Origin of the sequence: Nocardia lijiangensis NBRC 108240, from assembly GCF_001613045.1 — a bacterium.
Lineage (GTDB): Bacteria > Actinomycetota > Actinomycetes > Mycobacteriales > Mycobacteriaceae > Nocardia > Nocardia lijiangensis.
Genome location: NZ_BDBP01000013.1, coordinates 125,931 through 146,806 on the forward strand (window position 1 = coordinate 125,931; position 20,876 = coordinate 146,806).

Consider the following 20,876-nt stretch of genomic DNA (forward strand, 5'->3'; position numbering starts at 1 on the left):
GGCTAATACGGAGGATCGGTCTCAAAATAGATGGCCATTCGGTCATCGAGTGGCCACTTATTTTGAGATTTGGCCACGTATTTTGAGACCCTACAATTTGGCCTCAGCCGCGAGCCATGTCGACGAACCGGCTCAGGTGCAGCTGGTGGGCGACGGTGATGGTTGCGGTGGGGCCGTTTCGGTGCTTGCCGAGGATGAGGTCGGCCTCGCCGCCGCGGGGGTCGTCGCGTTCGAAGGCGTCGGGGCGGTGCAGCAGGATAACCATGTCGGCGTCCTGTTCGAGACTGTTATGCGCTGAAATGCCTTGGGCCACGAAGTTGTGCGTGCCGGGGACGGTGCCGTCGTAGACGTCTTGTTCGCCGAGGCTGGTGATTTCGACGATCCTGTCCCAGAACACGTCGTTGGTCGCGAACATCTCGATGTCCGCGTCATCGAGGACGGTGGCGACGCGAGCTAGGCGGGAGCGACTCGGGGAGCGCTTCCACATGGTCGATCCGCAGAAGCGAGAACCCATGGCTGCGGAGAACTCGCGATGCGTCATGTGCCGGGCCGTCAGGAGGTCGCGGACCTTCGTCCAGACTTCCTTGGGCACCGTATCGACGTTGGTGTTCGGGGTGAAGGCGGCCAATTCGGTGAGGACCGACTCGCCGACCCGACCCCGTGCGCCGTGGACGCCGATGTCTTGCAGGAAGGTGGTTTGGTTCTCACAGCCGTCGACCATGAGGTGCCAGCAGTCTCGGTACCCGGACTTCGGGACACGCTTGATACGCCCGTGCACGCCGAGGCGCAGCAGCGCCTGGGCGAGGTCATCGACGAGGCGCCGGCTGGTCGAGGCGTAGTAGATCCGCGCTTGCCGACCCTTCGCGTCCCAGCGCACCGAGCCATCCGTTGCCCAGAGATGCCGTACGAACAGTGCGAGCTGGTCGTTCGGCAGGGCGAAAATAGCCGGGGGGATGAACTTTTCGTAGCTGCGCAGGCCGAAGATGCCGAGCTCGTCGAGCCATGCCGCAATGGGATTGCGCTTGCCATGGGTCAGGCGATAGGGCGCGGGCAGGCGCAGGGTGGTCACCCGCGCCGCCGGGTACTCGTCGCGTACCGCTGCCACACCGAAGTGCTGTGCGGCGGTCGTGACGGCGGTGAGGTTCTCTTCATCGATGCTCGCGTAGCGAATCGGCTGCCGCTTCACGCATGAGCCGTCACCGATCATGTGCGCGAGCAGGATCACCTCGGAATCCGCCATGCGCGCGGTGTGCACCGGTTCGGGGACTTGCCGCGGCGTCGCGAGACGGTCCCCGACAGTGAGCTTTTCCAGCGGGATCCACCCGTCGACGGTCAGGAACGGGTGGTTGCCGGTCGCTTCGACTTCTCGCCCGGAGGCGAGGCGCAGCTTGAAGACTTCCTTGCGTCCGCTGGGGAACACCTTCACCATCGGGCGCGCGACCATGCGCATGCGTTCGTCCAGCGACCACACCAAGGGCTGCTCACCACTGGCGAGCAACTCACCGAGCGTGGTTTCGCCGCCGTTGTCGGCGCGCAGGATCCGGGTGGAAGCGGGCATACAACCCGACTCGCGGAGGTCGGACACCATGGGGCGCTTGTCGGTTCGCTGTTCGGGACCGCGGTTCAGCTGACTGATCGCGACCACCGGGACTTCGAGTTCCTTGGCCAGCAGCTTGAGGTTTCGCGAGAAGTCCGAGACTTCCTGCTGGCGGGATTCGACTTTCTTGCCGGAGGTCATCAGCTGGAGGTAGTCCACGACAACGAGTTTCAGGTCGTGGCGCTGCTTGAGGCGACGCGCCTTCGCGCGGATCTCCATCATGGTCAGGTTGGGCGAGTCGTCGACGAACAGCGGCGCCTCACTGATCTCGCTCATGCGCCGAGCCAGCTTGGTCCAGTCGTCGTCGCTCATCCGGCCCGATCGCATGTCACCGAGCTTGATCTTCGCCTCCGCGGACAGCAGACGCATGACGATCTCGGTCCGGCTCATCTCGAGCGAGAAGATGACGCTCGCGAGCCCGTGCTTGATCGAGCAGCTCCGCATGAAGTCCATGCCGAGCGTCGATTTGCCCACGCCCGGCCTGGCCGCGACGATGATCATCTGGCCGGGGTGCAGGCCGTTGGTGATTTCGTCCAGTTCGGTGAAGCCGGTGGGGACGCCGAGGGAGATGCCGCCGCGGGAGGCGATGGAGTCGATTTCGTCCATCGTGGGTTGCAGGAGTTCCTCGAGGGGGAGGAAGTCCTCGGTGGTGCGGCGTTCGGTGACCTCGTAGACCTCGGCTTGGGCGCGGTCGACGACCTCGGCGATGTCCTGGCCGTCGGCGCCCGCGTAGCCGTACTGGACGATGCGGGTGCCCGCTTCCACGAGGCGGCGCAAAATGGCCTTCTCGGCGACGATTTCGGCGTAGTAGCCCGCGTTTGCCGCGGTGGGGACGGTCTGGGTGAGGGTGACGAGGTAGGGGGCGCCGCCGATGCGCTTGAGTTCGCCGCGGCGGTCGAGGCCCGCGGCGACGGTGACGGGGTCGGCGGGTTCGCCGCGGCCGTACAGGTCGAGGACGGTGTCGTAGATCGCCTGGTGGGCAGGGCGGTAGAAGTCGCCGGGCCGGATGACTTCGACGACGTCGGCGATGGCGTCCTTGCTCAGCAGCATGCCGCCGAGGACGGACTGCTCGGCCGCCATATCGTGCGGCGGCTGGCGTCCGAAGTCTTCGCCGGGAGGTTCGGGCGGGAAGTCCGTGTGCCCGCGGTCATCGGTGGTTGTCACCAGACTCGACCGTCCTCTCTACCCCACGACCGGATTGCGCCGTATCGATGACTTCGTTCTACTCCGGGGCTGTGACACGTTTCGTCACAGCCGTGGACACGCTCGTCACGGCCGCTGTGACTGGTTTCAGCAACCACCGCGACAGCGCTGGATCGCGTCCGCACGGATGCTCCGTTCCGGGCAATGCGACGAACCTAGGCGACCCGAGGGGGCGTCGCCAAACCGAGCTGTGCACACAACTGTGGATAAGCTTGGGACTGTTAACCAAACCGTGTGCACCCCCTGTGTACAACGTGGGGAAAACCCAGGTCACTCCGGCTAAACATGCTGATGGATGCGTGTTTCCGCATCTGTGCACGTGTGGATAGATCAAGCCTCGGCGTGTCGCCCTAGATGAACGGCCGGGCGTGTTGGGTAAACAGCGTGTGTGACCACTATGAGCTGAGTCACATTGCGAGCGGTCGGTTTGCGCAGTAATCCACAGGCTGAATAACCGGAGGTGACGTGCGATAGCCGACGCGACTCGCAGTGCCCCACCTCACCACGACTCGCCAATGGCAAACTCATGGCTAATTCATAGGATGGGTGCGGCATGGCAGGCCGAAGACCACCCCCGTGCGATCGCGGGGGTGGTCTTCGAACGTGCACGCGAACCGCCTCGCGGCGGCGCCGAACCGCCCCGGGGGCGGCGCGGACTCAGCTCGCGGCGGCGACCTGCAGGTCGAACTTGGCGACCACGTCGGGGTGCAGGTGCACCACGATGCCGTGCTTGCCGGTCGACTTGATGTGCGACTTCGGCAGCTCGATGCTGCGCTTGTCGACCACGGGGCCGCCTGCGGTCTTGATGGCCGCGGCGACGTCCGCCTGGGTCACCGAGCCGAACAGCTTGCCGGTGCCCGCGGTCTTTACGCTCAGCGAGACCGACTCCAGGCCCTCGATGGCCTGCTTCAGCTCGTTGGCGTGGTCCAGGTCGCGGACCCGGCGGGCGTCCTGCGCCCGGCGGATGCCCTCGACCTGCTTCTGCGCGCCACGGCTGGCGGCGATGGCCAGGCCGCGCGGCAGCAGGTAGTTGCGGCCGTAGCCGTCCTTGACCTCAACGGTGTCACCGGGGGCACCGAGGTTGTCCACATCAGCGGTCAGAATCAACTTCATTTGCGTGCCTCCCCTACTCAGCGAGCCGTCGACACGTAGGGCAGCAGGGCCACCTCACGCGAGTTCTTCACGGCAACGGCGATGTCGCGCTGGTGCTGCACGCAGTTGCCGGTCACCCGGCGGGCGCGGATCTTGCCGCGGTCGCTGACGTACTTGCGCAGCAGCGTGGTGTCCTTGTAGTCGATCGAAACGGTGCCGGTCTTGGCTTCCTTGCAGAAAGCGCAAGCCTTCTTCTTCAGCACCTTTTCGCGCGCGGGCGCTTTAGGCATGGTCTTTTACTCCGTCATTGATTTTGGCCCAAAGCGATTCGGGCCTAGGAAAGCCGTCTCAGAACGGCGGTTCGTCATCCATGCGGCTGCCCCCGAAGGAACCTGCCGCGGGCGCGCTGCCCCAGGGGTCGTCCTCGGCGCCGCCGGAACGACTGCCGCCGCCGCCACCACCGCTGCTGCTGCCGGAGGAGGCGTAGTTACCACCACCGCCACCACCGAAGCCGCCGCCCCCACCGCCGCCGCGGCTGGCCTTGTTGACCTTCGCCGTTGCGTAGCGGAGCGAGGGGCCGACCTCGTCGACCTCGAGCTCGACGACCGTGCGCTTCTCACCCTCGCGGGTTTCGTAGGAGCGCTGCTTGAGCCGTCCGCTCACGATGACGCGAGCGCCTCGGGTCAGGCTTTCGGCGACATTTTCCGCAGCTTCGCGCCAGATGTTGCAGCGCAGGAAAAGCGCTTCGCCGTCTTTCCATTCATTGGTATTACGGTCGAACACGCGGGGGGTGGACGCGACGGTGAAGTTCGCTACCGCCTGCCCCGCGGGCGTGAATCGCAGTTCGGGGTCGGCCGTCAAGTTTCCGATGACGGTGATGACCGTGTCGCCTGCTGCCATGGGTTCCTCCTGCTCGGTGTGCAGTCCGCGATGCACTCGCTGTTGCGCTAGAGCCTAGAGACAGGCACCGACGCTTACGAGTGCGGTGGAACTACTTGTCGTGGCGCAGAACCTTGGTGCGCAGCACCGACTCGTTGAGCCCCAGCTGGCGGTCGAGCTCGCTCACGGTGGCGGGGGTGGCGGTCAGATCGACCACCGCGTAGATGCCCTCGGCCTGCTTGCGGATCTCGTAGGCGAGCCGGCGACGGCCCCAGATGTCGACCTTGTCGATCTTGCCGCCTTCGGTCTTGACGACGCTCAGCATGTTGTCCAGCGACGGACCAACAATGCGCTCGTCCAGACTCGGATCGAGGATGACCATCACTTCGTAACGACGCACGGACCAATCACCTCCTGTGGACTAGGAAACGGCCACGGACGGTCCGTGGCAGGAGGGTTCGTTGCGTCAGCAACCCGGTAAGGCTACATGAGCGCCTGCTGACCAGCGAAATCCGCCCCGGCCTCCCCGCGTCGCCTGCTCCGTCTCCCCGCTCGCAGCACAAATGACGCGGCGCGGGTATGGCACTTAAGGTGGTCTCCATGTCGACCGGACCCGCCGCCAGCGAGGCGCCGGCTCGGCGCACGGCCCGCCACGCAGCGCTTGCGGCGGTTGTCGTGCTGCTGTGCGGGCTGACCTTGGCCCTCGCGTACGCGAACAAGGCGCGGTGCGCGGGCGCGCCGTTCTACGACAACGGTCGCAGCGAGGTATTCGACGTCGTCAAGGATTCGGACGTCTGTTACTCCGACATCCAGTTCCTCTGGCTCGGCCGCGACATCGATCTGCACGTCTTCCCCTATGTGGACGGCGGTATCACCGACGACGGTTTGCTCACCGGCGGCGCGGTCGAATACCCGGTGCTCAGCGGCACGCTCATGTGGGTCGGCGCGATCGGCGCGGAGACCGACGCCGACTTCCTGCGCCTGTCCGCGCTGCTGCTCGCGCCCTTCGCCCTGCTCACCGCCTGGTTCTTGGCCCGGCTCGCGGGGCGGGCGGCGCTGCTGTGGGCGATCGGTCCGCCGCTGGTGCTCTACGCCTTCCACAACTGGGAGCTGCCGGTGGTCTGCACGGCGGTGGCGGCCGTCTACGTGGTCACCGTGCCGAGGCGATACTCGCTGCGGACCCGCGGCGTGCTGGCCGCCGTGCTGCTCGGGCTCGGCTTCTGTTTGAAGCTGTACCCGGGGATCTTCGTGCTGCCGCTGCTGATCTACGTGCTCACCGGCAGCGGCGAGCGCGATCCGGACGACAAGTCCGGCCTCGACGTGCGCGGCGCGCTGCTGACCGCGGGCGCGGCCATCGGCACCGTCGTCGCGGTGAACCTGCCGTTCGCGCTCACCGGCTACGAGGGCTGGCGGGCGTCGATCACCTTCCAGCAGCTGCGCCAGGCCGACATCACCACCAACTCGATCTGGTACTGGGGACACCACCTGCTGTACGGGCGGGAGACCGAGACCAGTCAGGCCTGGCACAATGGCGTCGCCATCGCCTCGCCGATCCTGATCCTGCTGTCGTTCGCACTGGCGGTCTGGCTGGGGTGGAAGCGCTATCGCGCGACGGGGGTGTTCCCGTGGATCGGCGTGAGCGGCGCGATGCTGTGTGGATTCCTGGTCTTTCACAAGGTGCATTCGCCGCAGTACACGCTGTGGCTGCTCCCGTTCCTGGTGCTGCTCGCGGTGCCGTGGCAGGTGATCGGTGCGTATCTGCTCGCCGACGCGGCCATCGGGATCGGCGTGTTCCGCTACTTCTATGCCATGGGCTCGGGTGCGCCGTTCGAGGTGCAGGAGGTCATCGTCCAGTTCGGCGTGTGGGGGCGCGCGCTGCTGCTCGTCGCATTGTTCTTCCTGTTCATCCGGGCCGATCTGCGCGGGACCGGCGTGCGGGCGGAGCGGGCGACCACGGACCGAGGGGACCTGGTAGTCGCCTGATCGGAGGTCGCTTCGAATCCGGCGACACTCCGTGCCTGGTCGAAGCGAAGTGGCAGGTACCCCTGGAGATCGCAACGGCTCGTCAGTGCGCCGGAAGCCCTGGCGCAGGGCACACTTGGCGCATGCTGCACATGCGGATCCTGTCTCCGGCTGCGATGACCGACGACGTGATCGACATCCTCGACCGGGACACCGGAGTGAGCGGGCTGGCCGTTGTGCGCGGCTCGTCGCTGAAACCGCCCGGTGACGTCGTGCTCGCGGACGTCGCGCGGGAAGCGGGCAACGACGTGATCCAGAAGCTGCGCGCGCTCGGAGTTCACCGTGCGGGCAGTGTCGAGATCGACCAGGTGCGAACCTGGTTGTCGCGCAGTGGCTTCGACGCCGAGATGCGCACGCCGGGCAGCAGCGCCGACGCGGTGGTGTGGGCCGAGGTCGCGCAGCGCTCCTACGAGGAAACCGAACTGAACTGGACCTACCTGAGCTTCATGACGATGGCGACGATGATCGCCGCCATCGCGATCGTGCTCGATTCGCAGATCCTGGTCATCGGCGCCATGGTGCTCGGTCCGGAGTTCGGCGCTATCGCCGCGCTCGGCGTCGCGCTGGTGCGCCGCCGTCCCGTGCTGCTCGGCCACGCCATCCGCACCTTGCTGTTCGGTTTCGGGGCGGCCATCGTCGTGACATTTCTGATGGCGCTGATCGGACGCGGGCTGGGCTGGATCACCATCGAGGACGTGACGGGGCCGCGGCCGGGCACGGCGTTCATCTACACGCCGGACAAATGGTCGTTCATCGTCGCGGTGATCGCGGCCGCGGCCGGAGTGCTCGCCCTGACCTCGTCGAAGGCGTCCGGGCTCGCCGGTGTCTTCATCTCGGTGACCACGGTGCCCGCCGCCGGAAACATCGCGCTCGGTTTGGCTTTCGGTGTCGGTGACGCGATCCAGGGGAGCACCCTGCAGCTGGCGGTCAACCTCTCGGGCATGGCGCTCGCGGGATGGGCGACGCTGGCATTCCAGCAGGCCGTGTGGTCGCGCATCTCCGTGCGGCGCGCCAAGGCGATGAGCAAGCCGCACCGAATGCTGTGAGCCCGCGTTCGACGCACGGATCCCGGTCAGTCCGACGTTTGCCGCGCGCGAAAGGCCGCGCTCTTGGCGCGATTTCCGCACCGCGTCATATCGCACCAGCGGCGTGACCCACCGCGCGAGGTGTCGACGTACAGCCGCGTGCACGTGGCTCGACCGCATTCCTTGACCAGCGCGCGTTCCGCGCCGCCGAGCAGTTCGACGGCCGAGCGCGCGACGGCGGTGAGCGCGGTGTCGGCGCCGCCGTCGCGCGCGATCGCCCCGTCGGATCGCAGTGCGACGCGGGGTAGTTCACCGCGGGCCCGCGCGTTGACGAGCCGCCGGTCGGCATCGGCGGGCGGCTCGCCGTTGATGGCCGCGATCGCCATCCGGTAGACGGCCTCGCGCAGCCGGACCGCGCGGTCGAGGTCGTCGGCGCCGCAGTCGGGCGCAGTGTCGAGCAGGTCGGCGGCGACCAGCCAGGCCCCGAGGGCGGCGGGGGAGTCGAGCAGGTCCTCGGGGTCGGTAGTGCGCGCCCTGACCGTGCCCGCGAAGTCCAGTGCGAGGTTCCCGCTCACGAAGGCGAACATGCCATCGATAGTAACCGCCTTGACAGGTTGTTCCGCTGCATGTCACGGTAGTAACCACCTTGGCAGGTTACTTTTGGAGGGATCGTGACGGACCGCATGCTGCTCGCCGCCCAGCCGCTGTTCGTGCTGATGTGGAGCAGCGCCTTCATCGCCGGGATCATCGGAGTCGGGGCCGCGCCGCCGCTGTTCGTCCTCTTCGTGCGCTACGTCGTCGCGGGACTGCTGCTCTCGCTGTATGCGCGCGCCGTCGGCGCCGTGTGGCCCCGCGGCACGCAGCTTCGTCACGTGGTGATCGCGGGTCTGTTGATGCAGATCGTCCAGTTCGGCGCGTTCTACACGGCGATGAGCGAACACGTCCCGGCCGCCGTCATCGCGCTGGTCCAGGGACTGAATCCGGTGGTGATCGCGCTCTGCTCAGGTCTCATCGGCGAGACGGTCTCGGCCGGACAGTGGTTCGGCTTCGGCATCGGCGGAGTCGGCGTGGCGATGGCGGTGATCGACCAGTCGCACTTCTCGCTCGTCGGACTGATCCTGTGCGTGGTCGGCTTGCTCGGCCTCAGCATCGGCACGATCTACCAGAAACGCTTCGTGCCGCAGGTGGATTCGCGCGCGGCGACCGCGGTGCACGCGGTAGCCAGCGCGCCGGTGGCCGGGCTGCTCGCGGTGGCGTGCGGTCAGCTGGCGGTCTCGGACCCGGCTCGGTTCGCCGGGTCGCTGACCTGGATGGTTCTGGTGAATTCGATGGCGGCTTTCCTGCTGTTGAACGCGATGCTGCGGCGCTGGGACGCCACCAGGGTCGGCAGGCTGTTCTTCGCCACTCCCGCGGTGACGGCATTGCTGGCCTGGGTGTTGATCGGTGAACCGTTGCGCCCGTTGACACTTGCCGGTCTCGCGATCGGCCTCATCGGACTGGTGTTCGCCTCCCGCAGACCGGCCGCCGCGCCGACGCTGCCTCAGCCCGTGGCCGTCCGATGACCACGCGCCGGATCACTTGCTCGCGCTGTTCCACTGCATCCCCCAGCGGTACGCCTCGTCGATATGGCGCTGGGTTCCGTTGATGTACTGCACCTCTCGGTGCACGGTGATACCGCGGCCGTTGTTCTGCAACAGTGCGATGGCGCAGGAACGGGCGCCGCTGACCGGAGAGTCGAGGCGCACCTCCACCTGCGGTCCGTTGCTGGGGAACAGGGTGACCACGCCGTCGGCGGCCGCCCAGTTCGGCACGCCCTCGTAGATGAAGGCGAAAATCAGGATGCGCTTGAACAATTCGGGTCGCGCGAGATCAATGTGCATGTTCTCGCCCGCCGTGACGGCGCCGCTGCGATCGTCGCCGTCGAGCTGGATATGCGGCTCGTCTTGCAGGGAACCGAAATTCTCGCCCACCGCCTGCACGACGCCCTTGGCGCCGTTGGCCAGCTCGTAGAGGCAGCCGAGATCGAGATCGACCGGCTTGGACCTGCGGAACAATCCCTTGGCGCCGCGCGACCAGTTCAGATTGACCCGCAATACCCCTTGCTGCTCACCGGGTTTGGTGAGGTTGATGCTCGGTGTCGCCTTCGACAACGTCACCTTCGGCAGGTGCACACCGCTGGATTGCTGCTCGGACACCATGCGCGATCCCCCTCGGAAAAGGAGAAGCGGCAACGGCTTTCCTCCGTGCGGAGGGGCCGCTGCCGCTTCGAGTTCGTCGGCTGCCTGCCGGAAATCAGCCTACCGGTGTGGCGGCTCGTTCGCTCTCGAGTTCTTCCTCGTCGCCGCCCTCGCGCTTGTTGCGAAGCACGCTGGAGATGAACGCGGCGCCGATGAACGCCACACCGACCATGCCGGTGATGAGCTCGTTGACGTGCACGCCGATCGAGATCAGCAGGATCGCCGCGAGCGCGCCGATCGCCCAGTGCGCGCCGTGCTCCAGGTACACGTACTCCGAGAGCGTGCCCTTGCGCACCAGGTACACCGTGATGGACCGGACGAACATGGCGCCGATCAGGCCGAGGCCGAGCGCGATGACGATCGGGTCGGAGGTGATGGCGAACGCGCCGATCACGCCGTCGAAGGAGAACGAAGCGTCCAGCACCTCGAGGTACAGGAACAGGAAGAAGCCCGCTTTACCGGTGGCCTTGGCCAGCTCCGACGGTCCGCCCGCGTGCTCCTCGGTGTGGAACATCGAGCCGAGGCCGTCGACCGCGATGTACACGATCATGCCGAGTACGCCGGCGGCCAGCACGGTGGCGCGCTTGTCGTCGGGGGCCAGGAACTCCGCGGTCAGGATCAGGCCAGCGCCCGCCACCACGACCGAGAGCATGTCGAGCTTGCCCGCCTGCGCCAGCGGCCGCTCGAGCCAGCCGAGCCAGGTGATCTCGCGCTCCTCGAAGATGAAGTTCAGGAACAGCAGCGCGAGGAACATGCCGCCGAACGCCGCGATCTGCGGGTGCGCGTCGGTGAGCAACGTCTCATAGCTCGGGCTGCCGTCGGGGAAGTAGGGCGCGTCGTCCGCGGGCGGGTTGAGCGCCAGGTCGAAGGCGCGCACCGGATCCAGTCCGGCGGTGATCCACACGATCGCCAGCGGGAACACCAGGCGCATGCCGAAGACCGCGATGAGCACACCGACGGTCAGGAAGATGCGCTGCCACCAGTCGCTCATCCGTTGCAGGACGGTCGCGTTGATGACGGCGTTGTCGAAGGACAGCGAGACCTCGAGGATGCCCAGGATCGCACAGAGTGCCAGGGCGGTGGGGCCACCGTACAGGAACGCCACCACAAGGGAAGCCACGGTGACGAGGCCGGAGAGGCCGAAAATGCGCAGGACCACGCGTGGACCTTTCGTGAATGGGAACTGAAACGGCGAGATTGATACCAGCGTGGCCGTTGAACCGCCGGATGTCCAACGAGTGAGCCCGGCGCAACAGTTGCCCCGGTCGCACAACGAGGGGGCTCGTCGACCGAGCCCCCTCGTGTTGCGCGTGTCTTCGTTAGACGTTCACGCCGTAGTCACGGGCGATGCCGGCGAGGCCGGAGGCGTAGCCCTGGCCGATGGCGCGGAACTTCCACTCGGCACCGTTGCGGTAGAGCTCGCCGAAGACCATGGCGGTCTCGGTCGAGGCGTCCTCGCTCAGGTCGTAGCGGGCGAGTTCGGTGCCGTTGCTGCGGTCCACGACGCGGATGTAGGCGTTGCGCACCTGACCGAACGACTGCTGACGGGTGTCGGCGTCGTAGATCGAGACAGGGAAGAAGATGCTCTCGATGGTCGGCGGGGTGTTGGCCAGGTCGACGTTGATGACCTCGTCGTCGCCCTCGCCCTCACCGGTGCGGTTGTCGCCGGCGTGCTCGATGGCGCCTTCCGGCGAGCGGAGGTTGTTGAAGAACACGAAGTGCTGGTCGCTCAGCACCTTCTTGTCGCCACCGGTCGCGATCGCGCTGGCGTCCAGGTCGAAGTCGGTACCTGTAGTGGACCGAAGATCCCACCCCAGGCCGACGGCAACAGCAGTAAGGTTAGGCGCCTCCTTGGTCAGCGAGACGTTGCCGCCCTTGGACAAACTGACACCCATTCGGGATCCCTTTCATTAGTCCGTCTGTGGTTCCCAGCATGTCCGGATCGCCGGGTACGACCTACGACAGTAGTAGGTTTCGGCGAACTTGCGTAGGAACTGGGGGAACCCCCGGCGAACAGGAAGATCTCCTACCATCGGGGCGTGGTAGGGCGCAGGCGGAGTTGGTTCCGGTCCTCCGGGAACAGCGAATGGATCGAGCAGGCACGGACCCGGCTCGCGGACGCGTTTCTCGACATGGATCGGCGCCAGAGCGCGGCGGAGGCCGCGGTGCACGCCTCGGAGGAAGTGTTCTCCGAGCGGGAGTTGGCGGTGGCGTGGGAGTCGGTGCGCGGGCGCTGTTACGACGCGGCGGGCGCGTATCTGGCGCTGACCGAGGAACTCGAGGCGGCGCAGCGCGACGACACCGACGTCGCCCATGGCAGGCAGCGGGCCGACGCCGTCACCGGGCAGCTGGTCGACGCGGCCCGCGCGGTGGACGAGTTCTACCGCGGCAACCAGGCCCGGCTGGAGCAAGCCGTCGCGATCGTGCGGTCGGTGCCGCAGCTGGCGCAGCAGGTGAAGGTCGCGGCCGCCGCGGTGCGCGGCCAGGCCGCCGGCTCGGAGTACGCCGAGTACCCCTCGGTGCGCCAGCGCGCCGCCGCAGTGGATGAGGCACTGGTCACACTGGAATCGGCAGGCAGCGGCGCCGGATCCGGTTCCGGTGCGGTCCGAGCTGCGGCGAATCGCCTGGACGCGGCCACCAAGGAATTGGCAGAAGCGTTGGCGCAGGCTCCATCTCGGCTCGGCGCCGCGAATACCGCGCTCACCTCGGTGGATACCAGGTTGGCCGCCGTGCGCAACCGGGCAGAGGGGGTCGGGCCCGCCTACTCGGCGCTGCTGCGGGAATTCAATGCTGCGAGTTCGGCGGATCTGGCCAACAATGGGCGGGAATGCCAGCAAGCCATCGATGCCGCCGCCGACGCTCTCGGCAGGGCGCGCGCCGCATCGGTCGCGAACAACCCGGAGTCAGCCCTTGAATTGACCTCTACCGCGCGGGGGACCCTCACCCGGGCCGAGCAGCTGATCGACGCCGTCACCAAGCGGCTCGAGTTGTTGCGCTCGGTTCGCGAGGATCCGCAAGACAAAGCCAAGGCCGTACGATTCAGATTGCGAGACGCACAGATGCTCGCGGTGAGCCGGGGGCTCGCGGGCGAGTGGGGGTCCGTGCTGGACGCACAGGCCGAAAGAATCGAAAGAATCACCGAAACACTGTCGGGGCGGCACCCCGATTACTGGGCCTATGTGGCGGAACTGGATGCCGTCACCGAATTCATAGCCGGGGTAGTGGATCGAATGAGAAAGCAATCAGGACCACGACGAGAATGAGGACGGAGCACCGATGACCGCTCCTGTCGCCGTCCAGCAGGAGGTATCCCTGCGGAAGCGACTGCCGCTGCGCCACTTTCGGCAGCTGCAAGGCCCCGATGCCAGACATCTCTTCCACCGGCAGCCCGAACCGTTCGGTGAGCACGCCGACCGGGAACTGCTCGCGTACGGGCTGGGCGCCACGCTGTACGCGCCCGCCACCAGACCCGACCTCGCCGAAACCATCAGACGCCGCGCCGAGCGCGGCGTCTGCTCGATGGTGATCGATCTGGAGGACGCCGTCGCCGATCACGAGGTGGAATCGGCGAAAAAACAGGCCATCGCGGCGCTCGAGGAACTGGCGGCAGGCCCGGATCCCAATCCGCTGCTGTTCATTCGTGTGCGCGACGCCGGTGCCATCGGCGAGATCGTCGACCAGCTCGGCGCCGGTGCGCCCGCGCTGACCGGTTTCGTCTTTCCGAAGTTCGACAGCTCCACCGGGCGGGCCTATCTGGAAGCGCTCGAGTTCGCCGGCGAGCGTTTGCAGCGGCCGCTCTACGGCATGCCGGTGCTCGAATCGGCGGTGCTGGTGCATCGCCAGACTCGCGATCAGGAGCTGACGCAGATCGCGACGATGCTGGCCGAACACCGGGAGCGGGTGCTCGCGGTGCGGGTCGGCGCCACCGACATGTGCTCGACGTTCGGCATCCGCCGCGACCGCGACCTGACCATCTACGACGTGCGCGTGGTCGCCGACGTCATCGGCGATATCGTGAACTACCTGGGCCGCGCCGACGGGACCGGATTCGTGATCACGGGGCCGGTATGGGAGTACTTCGCCGATCACGAGCGGATGTTCCGGCCGCTGCTGCGCACGGCGCCGTTCGAGGAGTCCGACGCGGTGCCGTTCCGGCAGTACCTGGTGAGCAGGGACCTGGACGGACTGTTGCGCGAGATCACACTGGACCGCGCCAACGGCATCCAGGGCAAGACGGTGATCCACCCCTCGCACGTCGCGGCGGTGCACGCGCTGTCGGTGGTGACGCACGAGGAGTACTCCGACGCGCTCGACATCCTCCAGGTGGACGTGGGCGGCGTGGCGGCCTCGGGTTACCGCAACAAGATGAACGAAATGCGCCCGCACCGCAGTTGGGCCCGCGAGATATTGCTGCGGTCCCGGGTGTTCGGTGTGGCGAACAAGGGAGTGTCGTTCGTGGATCTGCTCACGGCGTTGGTGAAGGTATGAGTGGACCCTGGGCCACCCGAACACTCGGTATCGAACTGCATCACCTGTCCTGCCACGGCACGAGTTCCGAAGGCGTGCTGCCCGCCGAGCTGTCCATCGAGATGCTGATCGAGCCCGGCTTGCGGCGCAATCCGCGCCGGGCGCACCTGCTGGTCTCGACGGTGCTCGGCAAGCACCTGCCCACCGACCCGCGGGTGGTGCTCGATGCGGGCAATCGACTCGGTGATCTGGTGCGCGCCGTCCTCGACGAGCGCGCGGACGGCTCGGCGGCGCAGGCCGTGGTGCTCGGATTCGCCGAGACCGCAACGGGTCTCGGGCACACCGTGGCGGCGCGGATCGGCGCGCAGTGCTATCTGCATTCGACGCGCCGCGACGTGCCGGAGGCCGATACGCTGGCCGGTTTCGAGGAGGGGCATTCGCACGCCACCTCCCACCTGCTGCAACCCGCGCCTGCCGAGATCTTCCGCAACGATCTGCCGTTGGTGCTGGTGGACGACGAAATCTCCACCGGGGCAACGGCGATCGACGCGGTGCGCGCGCTGCACGAATTCTCCCCACGTTCGCACTACGTGCTGGCCTCGCTGGTGGACATGCGCACCGACGAGGACCGGGCCGGTTTCGAGAGCGCGGCGGCCGAACTCGGCGCACGCATCGACACTGTGTGCCTTGCTTCGGGTTTGACCAAGCTGCCCGACGGCCTGACCGAGGTCGTCACGTCGATGCCCGATCCGGCGCTGAATCCGGTTGCTTCGCACCGTGGTTCGTTCGGCCGGATCGAACTGCCCTGGCCCGGTTCGGTGCCCGAGGGTGGGCGGCACGGGATACTGAATTCCGACACGGCGGCCTTCGAATCGGCCGTCGCCGCGGCGGCCACGGTGCTCACCGCGCGCCTGGCCGTGGACGCGCCGGATCGGCCCGTCATCGTGCTCGGGCACGAGGAGCTGATGTATCTGCCGCTGCGGTTGGCCGCGGCGCTGGCCGAATCGGGCATCCCGGCCAGATTCCAGACCACCACCCGCTCGCCCGCCTACGTGCTGGACGAGCGGGGGTACCCGCTGCGGCGCGGGTTCCGTTTCCACGCACCGGAACCCGACGCGGAAGCGCCGCGCTATCTCTACAACGCCTGCTGGCCGGAGGATTTCGACGCGGAGCTGCGCGCACTCACCGCGACGAGTGACGCGGTCGATGACGTGCGCGTCGGCGACCGGCCGATCGAACCCGGGGAACGACACACGGACACCGGAGGCGATCCGGTGCTCGTCGTGGTGCTCGATCCGCCCGCCGACACGCCGGAGCTGATCGCCGAGGGCGGTTTGGTCGACGTGCTCACCGCATCGGGGGCGGACGTGCTCGTCGCGCTCGTGCCGGGCGCCGATCCGCGTAAGTTGGATATCGAGCGGCGTGCGATATACACCGCGAACGCCGACGAGGAGGTCGAGACGGAACGCGGGGTGCGAACGCCGGAAACGACCGGGCAGCCGCGGCTACCCGCACCCCTGTACGGCCCGGAGTTCGGGTCGTACCTGGCCGCGGAGGTCTCCTGGCTGCTCAAGGACCTGTCCGGCGCCGACCTCGAGGCCGGCGTGGCCGAGCGGGAGCGCCGCATCCAAGCGGGCGTCGCGCACTACGCGGAATCGTTGCCGATCGAGTACCAGCCGGACGCCGCCTACCGCGTCCTGTTCGACGAGGTGCTCGCTCAGAGCGCCGAACGACTGGCGCTCGCCGTGGCCACTGTCTCCGAACTCGTGGTCGCCGAGCGCGGCGAGGACATTGTGCTCGTCTCGCTGGCGCGCGCGGGCACGCCGGTCGGGATTCTGATGAAGCGCTGGTTGCGCTCGGGTCGCGGCGATGGTCTGCCGAGCCTGGACGTGCCGCACTACGCGGTGTCCATCGTGCGCGACCGCGGCATCGACGCGGTCGCGCTGGACTATCTCGCCCGGCATCACGACCCTGCCTCGGTGGTGTTCGTCGACGGCTGGACCGGCAAGGGTGCGATCACCAGGGAACTCACCGAGGCGCTCGACGCCTATCACGCGGCGGGCGGCGCCCGGTTCGACGACGAGCTGGCCGTGCTCGCCGACCCCGGGCACTGCGTGCGGACCTACGGCACCCGCGACGATTTCCTGATCGCCTCGGCCTGCCTGAATTCCACGGTGTCCGGACTCATTTCGCGGACGGTGCTGAACGACACCCACATCGGCGCCGACGATTTCCACGGCGCGAAGTTCTACCGCGAACTGGCGGGCGACGACGTCTCGGGCCGCCTGCTCGACGCCGTCGAAGGGGCCTTCGACACCGTGCGCCCGCGGGTCCCCGCCGAGCTGGCCGCGCTGCTCGGCTCCGACCGGACGCCCACCTGGACCGGCTGGTCCTCGGTGGAGCAGGTGCGTGCCGAATACGGCATCACCAGTGTGAATTTCGTGAAGCCGGGGGTCGGCGAGACCACCCGGGTGCTGCTGCGGCGCGTGCCGTGGCGGGTGCTGGTCCGCGAGGCCGACGCCCCCGAGCACGCGCACATTCGGATGCTCGCCGCCGCGCGCGGTGTCCCCGTCGAGGTCGTCCCCGATCTGGCGTACTCGTGCATGGGATTGATCAAGGAAGTTCAGAAGTAGATGCTCCTGGTAAGACCACTGAGACAAGCACTCGTCGCCACCGATCTCGATCGCACGATGATCTACTCGCGCAACGCCTTCAGCACCGCCTCGGAGGTGCCTACGGTGTGCGTCGAGCATCTGGAGGGCGCGCCGCTGTCGTTCATGACGACGGCGGCCGCGCTGCGCATGCAGTCGCTCACCGAACCGGCGGCCGTCATCCCGACGACCACGCGGACCATCAAGCAGTTCAACCGGATTCAGCTGCCCGGCGCGCCGTGGCGGTACGCCATCACGACCAACGGTGGCAACATCCTGGTCGACGGCGTACCGGATATGCGCTGGCGCATCGACATCGACGTGAAGGTCCGCCAGAGCGGTGCCACCCTCTCCGAGGTGAGCGCCGAACTGCGCGCCCGGATCGACGAGTCCTGGGTCGGCAAGTTCCGCGTCGCCGACCATCTCTTCTGCTATCTGGTGGTCAAACCCAAGCTGGTGCCCGAGGGTTTCCTCGCCGAATGGGACGCCTGGTGCCGCGAGCGCGGCTGGTCGGCCTCCCAGCAGGGCCGCAAGATCTACACGATGCCGCAGGCGGTATGCAAGAGCATCGCGGTCGCCGAGGTGCGCCGCCGCCTGAAGGAATCCGGCGAGCTCACCGACGAGGCGAAGACCTTCGCCGCGGGCGACGGCGCGCTGGACGCCGAGATGCTGCGCGCCGCCGACTCCGCCATCCGGCCCCGGCACGGCGAGCTCGAACAACTCAACTGGACCAGCCCGAACCTCACCATCACCCGCGCCACCGGAATCCTGGCGGGTGAGGAGATCATCAATTGGTTTATCAAGGCGGCGCCTGCCGTCGAATGAGCGTGCCCGGCGCGGCTCGAAGCGGGCCGCGCCGGATCGGCGCTCAGTAGTGCTGCTGCTGGGCGGCGAGCTGCTGGGCGATGACTCCGTGGAGCCGCTGCAAGCCGCCCACGGTGACGCCGCTCTGCAGCTGGCCCTCGATGGTGCGCACGAGCACCGAGTCGCTCATGACCTTCTCGCTGGACTGGATCAGTACCGTTCCCGCGCCGGTGAAGTCGAACTGCCGCTCCTCGCCGGAGTTCACGCCGAAGCGCGCCGCGCCCGCGGCCAGGAAGCTGGAGACCCATTGGTGGTCGTAGTGGTGGCTGGGGGAGGGGCAGTCTGCCCAGCCGACCAGCGATTCCGGGTCCACCCGCAGCGGCGGTTCGGCGAAGATCACCGGGCCGTTGGAGGAGGCGAGGAACTTGCCGGTGCCGATCAGGGTGAGGAAGCCGGGCACGATCGACTGCTTCAGCGCCAGACCCGGCTCGAAGGCGAGCAGGTTGGCGCCGCGGATGGTGAGGTTGCCGTCGTCGAGATCGTAGGAATTGATGTCGTAGCCGCGGTCGCCGATGATCAGCTTGCCGTGGCCCTCGGCGACCACGTAGTCGTTGGTGAACAGCGGCGCCGAGAACTGCTGCGACACCATCTGCATCAGCCCGCCGTGCAGGCCGTGGGTGAGCAGCTGGAAGTTCATCTGGCCGTAGTAGGCGATCATCGCGCCCTTGCGCATGAACCACGGCTTGTTCAGGTCGATGCAGTAGGCGTAGCTGTTGCCCGGGATGTTGTCGCTCTCGCCGAGCGTCATCGGGTTGTGGATCTGGGCCATGGTCACAACTTCTCTTCGGAGGCCTGCACGTAGACGACACCCTGTCCGACGCAATGCAATTGCATCGCCTCGCCGGAGCCGCGCCCGACCGCGTCACGCCAGCTCAGCGCGGTCTTCAGTTCGGTCTGCACATTGCCGTACGCGGCAACGAAGGCCTGCGGGTCCACCACGATCGGATTCGGCCCGCCCACTTGCAATTCCAGGAATCCACCGTGCGCGAGCAGCACCGCCGCGCCGTGCCCGGACAGCTGCGTGGTGAACATGCCCTGCCCGGTCAGCGCGCCGGACGCCGCGCCGCGCAGCGCGCCCATCAGGCCGCCGCCACCGCCGCCGCCGGAACTCGCCACCGAGACGATCGAACTCTGCAGTCCCGCCGTATTGGCAAGCAGCCGTGAGGCTTCCACCCGCAGCGACGCGCCCGGCTGCATCTGCACCACGTGCACCTCGAGCCCCGCGAAGCCGTAGTGCACCTGACCGTTGCCCTGCGCGAGCATGGTGCGCTCGTGCTCGCCTGCCATCATGCGGCCCGCCATGCCCATCAGGCCGCCGCCACCCATGCCCTGCGCACCCGGAATCTGGTGCGGCGCAAAGGAAACGTTGCCGGAGTAGAAGAGCATCGCGCCGCTGCGGGCGACCACGCCGCCCGCCATGCCGACGTCGACCTTGACGACCTTGCCGTTGACTTTCTCGAACATCCCCGGCCCCTTACCGTTCCGCAGGCTGGATCAACACGACGCCCTGGCCCTCCCAGCGCAGCGAGAACGCCTCGCCCGCGTCCTGGCCGACTACGGTCCGCCAGGAGACATCGGTGACGAAGGACTGGTTCAGATTGCCCTGCGCCGCGACGAACGCGTCCGGATCGACCACGAGCGGATACTGTGGCGACACCTCCAGGTGGATCAGCGGCCCGCCCGCCGAAAGCAGGGCGACCTGCCCCTGGCCGGTGACGGTGGTGGTGAACAACCCGGCCCCCGTCGAGGCGCCGCGCAAGCCCGCGAAACGCACGTCGGTGCGCAGGTTCCCGGCGAAGGCGAGCAGTTGCTGCGATTCCACCTGCAGGGTTTCGCCGTTCAGGTTCACGACCGTCACGTGCTGACCGTTCACCGCGAAGAAGACCCTGCCGTTCCCGCCGCACTCCATGAGCGACAGTTTCTCGCCGGTGGCGCGCCGTTTGAGCCCGGCGACCACGCCGTCGCCTCCGCCGAACCCGGCGGCCTTGAACTGCACGTTTCCTTCGTAGGCGATCATCGACCCGGCGATCGCACGGACACTCGTTCCGGCGAGATGGGCCTCGACCACCTTCTTCGACTGTTCGAAAAGTTGTGCCATCTGGGTGTTTGCCCTGCTGTCTAGTTCGGGAACATGGGTCGTCGTCACGTTCCGCTGCCAGCGGTCACTGTAACGGACACACACGGTTCGCAACGGCGCGCGCGGCGTTTACTCCGGCGGTGGCCGCGCCGTTTCTCGTAGAGTGGCAATCGAACGCATCGACAAGCGAAGGGTCGACCTTGTCCGCAACACTCGCCAAGGGCCAGAACGGTCCACTGGCCACCAACGACGTGGTGATCTCCGTCCAGCTGTCGGCACCGGCGGACCTGTCCGCACTACTGGTGACCGAGCGGGGCAAGGTCCGCTCGGACGCGGACTTCGTCTTCTTCAACCAGCCCTCCGGCCCCGGCGTGAACCTGCAACCCGCGCAGGCGGGGCAGGCCGCCTCGCTGGCCGTGGCGCTGAACGCGGTGCCCGCCGAGATCGACCAGATCCGCGCGGTGATCACCCTCGACGACGCCTCCAGCAACTTCGGCAGGTCGGCGCCGCCGACCGCCGTCGTCTCCGATTCGAGCGGTAATCGGTTGTACGAGTACCGGATCGAGGGGCTCGAGACCGAGTCCATCGTGATCGCGCTCGAGCTGTACCGCCGTCAAGGCGCCTGGAAGGTGCGCGCCGTGGGCCAGGGCTACGCGGGCGGCTTCGCGGCGCTCGTCACCGACCACGGCGTGACCGTCGACGAGGCGCCCGCGGCTCCGCCGCAGCAGACCCAGGCCGCGCAGCCGGCGCACTACCCGCCGC

The 20,876-nt window shown here is 67.4% G+C and carries 20 protein-coding genes; 8 read left to right on the top strand and 12 right to left on the bottom strand.

Translation table 11 applies throughout. The features are described 5' to 3' along the window. Positions 1-103 precede the first annotated feature (103 nt). The 5 genes from NL1_RS05580 to rpsF all read right to left on the bottom strand — a co-directional run bounded on the left by NL1_RS05580 (position 104) and on the right by rpsF (position 5,171). Positions 104-2,761 carry a replicative DNA helicase gene (locus NL1_RS05580; RefSeq protein WP_067834971.1) on the bottom strand — a complete coding sequence of 886 codons (2,658 nt, stop codon included), beginning with the start codon at positions 2,759-2,761 and terminating at the stop codon, positions 104-106. Positions 2,762-3,457: 696 nt separating this feature from the next. Beyond that, complete coding sequence (gene rplI / locus NL1_RS05585) at positions 3,458-3,913, bottom strand: 50S ribosomal protein L9 (RefSeq protein ID WP_067834973.1); 456 nt, start codon at positions 3,911-3,913, stop codon at positions 3,458-3,460. Positions 3,914-3,930: 17 nt separating this feature from the next. Next, the gene (gene rpsR, locus NL1_RS05590) at positions 3,931-4,182 is read right to left on the bottom strand and encodes a 30S ribosomal protein S18 (protein ID WP_067834974.1); all 252 of its coding nucleotides are present in this window, start codon (positions 4,180-4,182) and stop codon (positions 3,931-3,933) included. Between the two features lie 58 nt (positions 4,183-4,240). Continuing rightward, positions 4,241-4,792, bottom strand: coding sequence for a single-stranded DNA-binding protein (locus NL1_RS05595; RefSeq protein ID WP_067835079.1), 552 nt, complete (start codon positions 4,790-4,792; stop codon positions 4,241-4,243). A gap of 91 nt (positions 4,793-4,883) precedes the next feature. Further along, the gene (rpsF, locus tag NL1_RS05600; RefSeq protein ID WP_067834980.1) at positions 4,884-5,171 is read right to left on the bottom strand and encodes a 30S ribosomal protein S6; all 288 of its coding nucleotides are present in this window, start codon (positions 5,169-5,171) and stop codon (positions 4,884-4,886) included. Between the two features lie 200 nt (positions 5,172-5,371). On the opposite strand from rpsF, the gene NL1_RS05605 reads away from it, so the two are divergent. Then, positions 5,372-6,754: a glycosyltransferase 87 family protein gene (locus NL1_RS05605; protein WP_067834981.1), complete on the top strand. Its 1,383-nt coding sequence runs from the start codon at positions 5,372-5,374 to the stop codon at positions 6,752-6,754. A 122-nt stretch (positions 6,755-6,876) separates the two neighbouring features. After that, positions 6,877-7,839, top strand: a complete 963-nt coding sequence (locus NL1_RS05610; protein WP_067834982.1) for a DUF389 domain-containing protein — start codon at positions 6,877-6,879, stop codon at positions 7,837-7,839. A gap of 26 nt (positions 7,840-7,865) precedes the next feature. On the opposite strand, the gene NL1_RS05615 is transcribed toward NL1_RS05610, so the two are convergent. Further along, a complete protein-coding gene (locus tag NL1_RS05615; RefSeq protein WP_067834983.1) occupies positions 7,866-8,405 on the bottom strand; it encodes a CGNR zinc finger domain-containing protein in 540 nt (179 codons plus the stop codon). A gap of 84 nt (positions 8,406-8,489) precedes the next feature. On the opposite strand from NL1_RS05615, the gene NL1_RS05620 reads away from it, so the two are divergent. Next, positions 8,490-9,380 carry a DMT family transporter gene (locus tag NL1_RS05620; RefSeq protein WP_245673103.1) on the top strand — a complete coding sequence of 297 codons (891 nt, stop codon included), beginning with the start codon at positions 8,490-8,492 and terminating at the stop codon, positions 9,378-9,380. 12 nt (positions 9,381-9,392) lie between these two features. On the opposite strand, the gene NL1_RS05625 is transcribed toward NL1_RS05620, so the two are convergent. From NL1_RS05625 to NL1_RS05635, 3 genes are all read right to left on the bottom strand, one after another. Next, positions 9,393-10,016 (bottom strand): TerD family protein, encoded by a 624-nt coding sequence (locus tag NL1_RS05625; RefSeq protein ID WP_067834986.1) that lies wholly within the window; start codon positions 10,014-10,016, stop codon positions 9,393-9,395. Positions 10,017-10,110: 94 nt separating this feature from the next. Next, positions 10,111-11,214: a DUF475 domain-containing protein gene (locus NL1_RS05630; RefSeq protein WP_067834993.1), complete on the bottom strand. Its 1,104-nt coding sequence runs from the start codon at positions 11,212-11,214 to the stop codon at positions 10,111-10,113. A 160-nt stretch (positions 11,215-11,374) separates the two neighbouring features. Further along, positions 11,375-11,950 (bottom strand): TerD family protein, encoded by a 576-nt coding sequence (locus NL1_RS05635; RefSeq protein WP_067834999.1) that lies wholly within the window; start codon positions 11,948-11,950, stop codon positions 11,375-11,377. A 144-nt stretch (positions 11,951-12,094) separates the two neighbouring features. Between NL1_RS05635 and NL1_RS05640 the strand changes: the two genes are divergently transcribed. Genes NL1_RS05640 through NL1_RS05655 form a run of 4 tightly spaced genes read left to right on the top strand, consistent with a single transcriptional unit; the run spans position 12,095 to position 17,998 of the window. Next, positions 12,095-13,318, top strand: a complete 1,224-nt coding sequence (locus NL1_RS05640; protein ID WP_245673104.1) for a hypothetical protein — start codon at positions 12,095-12,097, stop codon at positions 13,316-13,318. Between the two features lie 13 nt (positions 13,319-13,331). After that, positions 13,332-14,543: an HpcH/HpaI aldolase/citrate lyase family protein gene (locus NL1_RS05645; protein WP_156094673.1), complete on the top strand. Its 1,212-nt coding sequence runs from the start codon at positions 13,332-13,334 to the stop codon at positions 14,541-14,543. Further along, positions 14,540-17,155, top strand: a complete 2,616-nt coding sequence (locus NL1_RS05650; protein WP_067835011.1) for a phosphoribosyltransferase domain-containing protein — start codon at positions 14,540-14,542, stop codon at positions 17,153-17,155. Before NL1_RS05645 ends, NL1_RS05650 begins: the two co-directional genes overlap by 4 nt. Next, positions 17,156-17,998, top strand: coding sequence for an HAD family hydrolase (locus NL1_RS05655; RefSeq protein ID WP_067835015.1), 843 nt, complete (start codon positions 17,156-17,158; stop codon positions 17,996-17,998). 43 nt (positions 17,999-18,041) lie between these two features. On the opposite strand, the gene NL1_RS05660 is transcribed toward NL1_RS05655, so the two are convergent. From NL1_RS05660 to NL1_RS05670, 3 genes are read right to left on the bottom strand one after another with little or no spacing between them, the layout of a single operon-like run. Next, positions 18,042-18,806, bottom strand: coding sequence for an AIM24 family protein (locus tag NL1_RS05660; RefSeq protein ID WP_067835021.1), 765 nt, complete (start codon positions 18,804-18,806; stop codon positions 18,042-18,044). A 2-nt stretch (positions 18,807-18,808) separates the two neighbouring features. After that, positions 18,809-19,501, bottom strand: a complete 693-nt coding sequence (locus NL1_RS05665; protein WP_067835026.1) for an AIM24 family protein — start codon at positions 19,499-19,501, stop codon at positions 18,809-18,811. A gap of 10 nt (positions 19,502-19,511) precedes the next feature. After that, positions 19,512-20,135: an AIM24 family protein gene (locus tag NL1_RS05670; RefSeq protein ID WP_067835033.1), complete on the bottom strand. Its 624-nt coding sequence runs from the start codon at positions 20,133-20,135 to the stop codon at positions 19,512-19,514. A 179-nt stretch (positions 20,136-20,314) separates the two neighbouring features. Here NL1_RS05670 and NL1_RS05675 point away from each other — a divergent pair. Beyond that, the coding region (locus NL1_RS05675; RefSeq protein ID WP_162272687.1) for a TerD family protein at positions 20,315-20,876 on the top strand (562 nt) is incomplete at its 3' end.